The 5,276-nt window shown below is 64.0% G+C and carries 6 protein-coding genes; 5 read left to right on the top strand and 1 reads right to left on the bottom strand.

Annotation, left to right across the window (positions count from 1 at the left end; translation table 11 throughout):
* On the top strand, nt 1–462 hold a 462-nt coding region (locus tag AC3AYF_RS17865; RefSeq protein WP_295038182.1), incomplete at its 5' end, for a nucleotidyltransferase family protein.
* A 32-nt stretch (nt 463–494) separates the two neighbouring features.
* Here the strand turns inward: AC3AYF_RS17865 and AC3AYF_RS17860 are convergent.
* Nucleotides 495–1,484: a polysaccharide deacetylase family protein gene (locus AC3AYF_RS17860; protein WP_295038179.1), complete on the bottom strand. Its 990-nt coding sequence runs from the start codon at nt 1,482–1,484 to the stop codon at nt 495–497.
* Nucleotides 1,485–1,909: 425 nt separating this feature from the next.
* Here AC3AYF_RS17860 and glnA point away from each other — a divergent pair, with 425 nt between their 5' ends.
* The 4 genes from glnA to glnL all read left to right on the top strand — a co-directional run bounded on the left by glnA (nt 1,910) and on the right by glnL (nt 5,247).
* Entirely contained in the window at nt 1,910–3,316 is a 1,407-nt protein-coding gene (gene glnA, locus AC3AYF_RS17855; protein ID WP_295038176.1) for a glutamate--ammonia ligase, read from the top strand.
* 147 nt (nt 3,317–3,463) lie between these two features.
* On the top strand, nt 3,464–3,709 hold the full coding sequence (locus tag AC3AYF_RS17850; RefSeq protein ID WP_487780117.1) for a DUF4124 domain-containing protein: 246 nt from the start codon (nt 3,464–3,466) through the stop codon (nt 3,707–3,709).
* Between the two features lie 66 nt (nt 3,710–3,775).
* Nucleotides 3,776–4,051, top strand: coding sequence for a hypothetical protein (locus AC3AYF_RS17845; protein ID WP_487780116.1), 276 nt, complete (start codon nt 3,776–3,778; stop codon nt 4,049–4,051).
* Between the two features lie 155 nt (nt 4,052–4,206).
* Nucleotides 4,207–5,247: a nitrogen regulation protein NR(II) gene (glnL, locus tag AC3AYF_RS17840; RefSeq protein WP_295038170.1), complete on the top strand. Its 1,041-nt coding sequence runs from the start codon at nt 4,207–4,209 to the stop codon at nt 5,245–5,247.
* The last annotated feature ends 29 nt before the right edge of the window (nt 5,248–5,276 follow it).

The following is a 5,276-nucleotide window of genomic DNA, read 5'->3' as shown; positions in this document are numbered from 1 at the left end:
CCCGACTGGTGGCTGGCCGCCGGTTTCGTGCGCAATTTGGTCTGGGATCGGCTGCACGGCTATTCGCCAGCGACGCCGCTGAACGATATCGATCTCGTCTATTTCGACGCCTCCCACGCCAGCGTACGCATCGACCGGGCGCACGAGAGCGCGCTCCGGCGCGCTGCCCCGCTGCCCTGGTCGGTCAAGAACCAGGCGCGGATGCACCGGCGTCACGGGCATCGCCCCTACGCCTCCATAGAGGAAGCGTTGAGCGTCTGGGTCGAGTGTGAAACGGCGGTGGCGGTGACGCTCGACGACGATGGCCGCATTCGCCTGACGGCACCCTTGGGCACCGCCTCGCTGCTCTCGGGTCGGGTGACGCACAATCCGCGGCACGGCGATAGCGAGGTGTTTCGGCAGCGCGTCGTTGCCAAGGGGTGGCAGCGCCGCTGGCCAGGGCTCGAGTTTCGCGGGCTGTGACAGGGACTCAGGAACGGACTCTGGGAAGGACGCTACGAGGGCAGATTGCCCAGCAGCCAGTCGAACAGTCTCCCCGGGCTGTTGGCGACCGGCTGCGTAATGGCGAAGCGCGGCAGCAGCACCGTGTCGATCGGTGGCTCGAGCCAGCCCGTTCTGTGCGTCAGCACACGTTCGATGCCGGCGCTGGCCGCCAATCGAGCCAGGCCCTCGTCCGCATGCGCCGAGGCGCTGGTGGCGATGCGAAGCGGGTGACGGCAGAGGACTGCCAACTGGTGCTGGCTTTCACGGAGCTGTATCAGGGCGGAGACGTCCTGCGTCGTGGCATGCGGCGGTATCAGGCTGCCGAAGCGGAACAGGCCTCCCTGCTCCAGACGGCGGATGCTGAAGGCGTCCAGGGCTTCGTCGGCGAATGCCGGATCGGCATCCAGCGCCGAGGCGACCGCATGCAACGCGGTGGCGTCTTGCGACTGGTCGAGCTCGGCGATGTAGTTCCGGATCGCCTGACTGTAGCGCTCGTCGCGGTGCGTGCCGACGGTGGGCGGTGCCGGGAGGCCGGCTTCGGCGAGCAGTCGCCTTGCGTGGTCGGCCGTCTCGTCGCGCCAGAGGGCTTCGCCGATGGCTTCGTGCCATGAGCTCCAGGCGCGCTGGGTGACCGGGCAGGGCAGGAACACATTGGCCGGCAGCGCCAGCCGCTCCAGGGCCGGCGACACCTGTTTCAGCGTATCGCGCCAGCCGCCGTCGAAGGTGAGGGCGATGCGGGGCAGCTGGTCGTGATGCAGCTGCAGCACGCTCTCCAGGCTGACGATCTGCGCGCTCTCGCTGAGGCTCTCCAGCAACTGACGAAAGCTGTCCGGCCCCAGGCACCAGCCGGCTCTATGAGGCAACCGGGCCTCGGCTTCATCGTCCAGCACGCGATTCATCGCGAGAATGGCGCTTCGACCCCACAACGGCTCACTCAGGCTGAGACGCCAGTGACCGCGTAGGCGCTGTACCACATCCTGTGTGCGATCCAGCCTAGGCATGGGTCATTCCATCACTCGAGTCGTCGGTCGCCATCGAAACATGGCCTTTGCCCACAGTATCCGTTGCCTATCGATTTTCGGCAAAGGTTCCGGAGAGGATTTGTCCGCTTTCTCTTTTGGTGCAGAGGGGTAAGTGTATGCACCAGTTTGGTGCTTTTGGCGGTCTGAAACCTCGGCTCATCGATGATGATGCACGGGGTGGCGCCCGCCGCGGCCCGCTGTCCCTTCGATAACATCATGCTTATCAAACGCTTATTAACGCCCTACTGCGTCTTGCCTCATTTTGGCACATTCTCTGCATGGTCATGTAAAAACGGTGTGCGCGTGGGCAAGAGCGCCGACTTCGTGCTACAAAACACGCACGCCACAAAACGGTGTTGGATATTCGCCAACGAATCGAGCCATGGCTCACAGTGGAGGACAACATGTCTGAGAAAACCCTCGCCCTTATCGAAGAACACGACGTCAAGTGGGTGGATCTGCGCTTTACCGACACCAAGGGCAAGGAGCAGCACGTCACGATTCCTGCCAGCGCCGTCGATGCGGAATTCTTCGAGGACGGCCAGATGTTCGATGGTTCTTCCATCGAAGGCTGGAAGGGCATCAACGAGTCCGACATGATTCTGCGTCCGGAAGATGGCACCGCCTTCCTCGATCCGTTCACCGAAGACTCCACGCTGATCCTGCGCTGCGACATCATCGAGCCGGCAACGATGCAGGGTTACGAGCGCGATCCGCGCTCCATCGCCAAACGTGCCGAGGCCTACCTGGCCAGCACCGGCCTTGGCGACACCGCTTTCTTTGGCCCGGAGCCCGAATTCTTCATCTTCGACGAGGTGCACTGGAAGTCCGATATCGAGGGCTCCATGTACAAGATCTCTTCCGAAGAGGGTGCCTGGTCCACCGACCGTCAGGTCGAAGGTGGCAACCTGGCGCACCGCCCGCGGGTCAAGGGTGGTTACTTCCCCGTGCCGCCGGTCGACAGCTTCCACGACATCCGCAGCGCCATGTGCAACACGCTGCAGGCCGTTGGCCAGGAAGTCGAAGTGCATCACCACGAAGTGGCGAATGCCGGCCAGAACGAGATCGGCGTCAAGTTCAACACGCTGGTGAAGAAGGCCGACGAGGTGCAGCAGCTCAAGTACGTGGTGCACAACGTCGCTCACGCCTACGGCAAGACGGCCACTTTCATGCCCAAGCCGCTGGTGGGCGACAACGGCTCCGGCATGCACGTCCACCAGTCGTTCTGGAAGGATGGCTCCAACCAGTTCGCGGGTGACGAGTACGCCGGCCTGTCCGAGATGGCGCTGTACTACATCGGCGGCATCATCAAGCATGCACGCGCCCTGAACGCCTTCACCAATGCGTCGACCAACTCCTACAAGCGCCTGGTGCCGGGTTTCGAAGCGCCGGTCATGCTCGCCTACAGCGCGCGCAACCGCTCCGCCTCCATTCGTATTCCTTATACCGCCAGCCCGAAAGGCAAGCGCGTCGAGTGCCGCTTCCCCGACCCGACCGCCAACCCGTACCTGGCTTTCGCGGCCATGCTGATGGCCGGTATCGACGGTATCAAGAACAAGATCCATCCTGGCGACGCCATGGACAAGAACTTGTACGACCTGCCGCCGGAAGAGGGCAAGAAGGTGCCCACCGTGGCGACCAGCCTCGACCAGGCACTGGAAGCGCTGGATGCCGATCGCGCCTTCCTGACCGAGGGTGGCGTCTTCACCGACGAGATGCTCGATGCCTACATCGAGCTGAAGAGTGAAGACGTCGAGCGCCTGCGCCTGGCGACGCATCCGGTCGAGTTCGACCTGTACTACAGCGTCTGAGGATCGAATCCCGCTCCCAGGCCTGACGGAAAGCCCCACTTCGGTGGGGCTTTTTCGTGAGGAGGTCTCCGCGAAAGGGCCACCGGGCAGGTGAAGGGGCGAGGCCGCCGGCCGATAACAGGGTGATCGACATGGGAGCTGGCGCTGATGCAAATGGGGACGATGGTATCGGTGATATCGATTTGTCTGGTGGTCTGGGCCGCCGCGCCCGTGATGGCGGCGCCGGTCTATCGACATGTCGACGCTCAGGGCAATGTGGTCTACAGCGACGAGCCGGGAGCGGGCAGCCGCGTCGATCTCAAGCCGATCACGGTGGTCGACCCCACCGGGGGCGAGACACGCGCGAACCCTCATCGTTCGGTCGCGCCCGAGGCGGCTGCGGTCGAGTACTAGCGTTTCGTGATCACCAGTCCGTGAGACCAGCAAACGCTGCCGACCGGACAGGCGGGAACCGTCCAGGTGAAATTGGCGATCGAGCCCGCGCTGCAGCGGGGTGACCGCGTCCAGCTCAGGGTGGACGGCAAGGTGAGCCAGTCGCCCATGCACACCAGCGTCTTCGTGCTGAGCCAATTGTCGCGAGGCGAGCATCGGCTTCAGGCCGAGCTGGTCGATACTCGAGGACAGGTGCGACTGTCCACGCCGCCGGTAACGCTCTACGTGCAGCGTGCCAGCGTCAACCTGCCGGCCAATCCCAATAATCCCGATCGTGGAAAGTCGTCCCGACCGCATGGGTAATCCCGATCCGCAGGCATAGCCTTTAGCGTTTGCACTATTTTGGTGAATGAAATCCCGCTTTTCATCGGGACCTCCTCGCAGGTGGGCAAAATTGGGGAGTGGCGCGGTTTTTGCACTGTATAAGCACATACCGGATCACCACGATGGAACGACGCATGTATCAACGTTTGCTGGAGCACCTGACGACCGCCGTCCTGCTACTCGACGAGCGGCTCCACGTGCGCTGGCTCAATCCGGCGGCCGAGGCACTGCTCGCCGCCAGCCGGCCCCGTGTGGTCGGTCAGTGGCTGGAGTGCCTGAATGGCGAGGACGGCAGCGTTCGCCAGGTCCTGTTCAAGGCGATGCAGGAGTTTCATCCCTATACGCAGCGGGAAGCGGCGCTGGTGCTCGGCGCCGGCGACGTGATCACGGTGGACTTCACCGCGACACCGATCACCAGTCGCGAGCTGCTGCTGGAGATCGAGCCGCGGGATCGATTGCTCCGCATCTCGCGGGAGGAGGCCCTGATCGCGCGGCAGGAGACGGTCAAGGTACTGATGCGCGGTCTCGCCCACGAGGTCAAGAATCCGCTGGGGGGAATCCGCGGCGCCGCGCAGCTGCTGGAGCGCGATCTTCCCGACCCGCAGCTAACCGAGTTCACCCGGATCATCGTCGAGGAGGCGGACCGTCTGCGGGATCTGGTCGACCGCATGCTCGGCCCCAACACGCTGGTGCGTCACGAACCCCTCAATGTGCACAAGGTGCTCGAGCGGGTGCGGGCACTGCTCGAGGTGGAGCATCATCGGTTGCGCTTCGAGCGCGACTACGATCCCAGCATGCCGGATCTGGTCGGCGACGAGGCGCAGCTGATCCAGGCGGTGCTCAACATCGCGCGCAACGCGGTCCAGGCGATGGAGGAGTTCGGTACCGCCGAGCCGCGCCTGCTGCTGCGGACTCGCGTTCGTCGTCAGTTCACCCTCGGCGCCGAGCGCCACCGCCTGGTGTGCGAGGTCGCGGTGGTGGATAACGGCCCCGGCATTCCCGAGCACATTCGCGAGACCCTGTTCTTCCCGATGGTCTCCGGGCGTGCGGAGGGCAGTGGCCTGGGGTTGTCGATCGCGCAGTCGATCCTGCACCAGCACCAGGGCCTGATCGAGTGCGAATCCCATCCGGGGGTCACGGAATTCCGGTTATTGATCCCTTTCGAGGCGCCATAGTGAGCGTGTCGGCCCTCTCTAGGCTGCGT

The sequence above is a fragment of the Salinicola sp. genome, from assembly GCF_982684285.1.
Note: the sequence above shows the minus strand (reverse complement) of the source record. Positions and strands in the feature narration are given on the sequence as shown.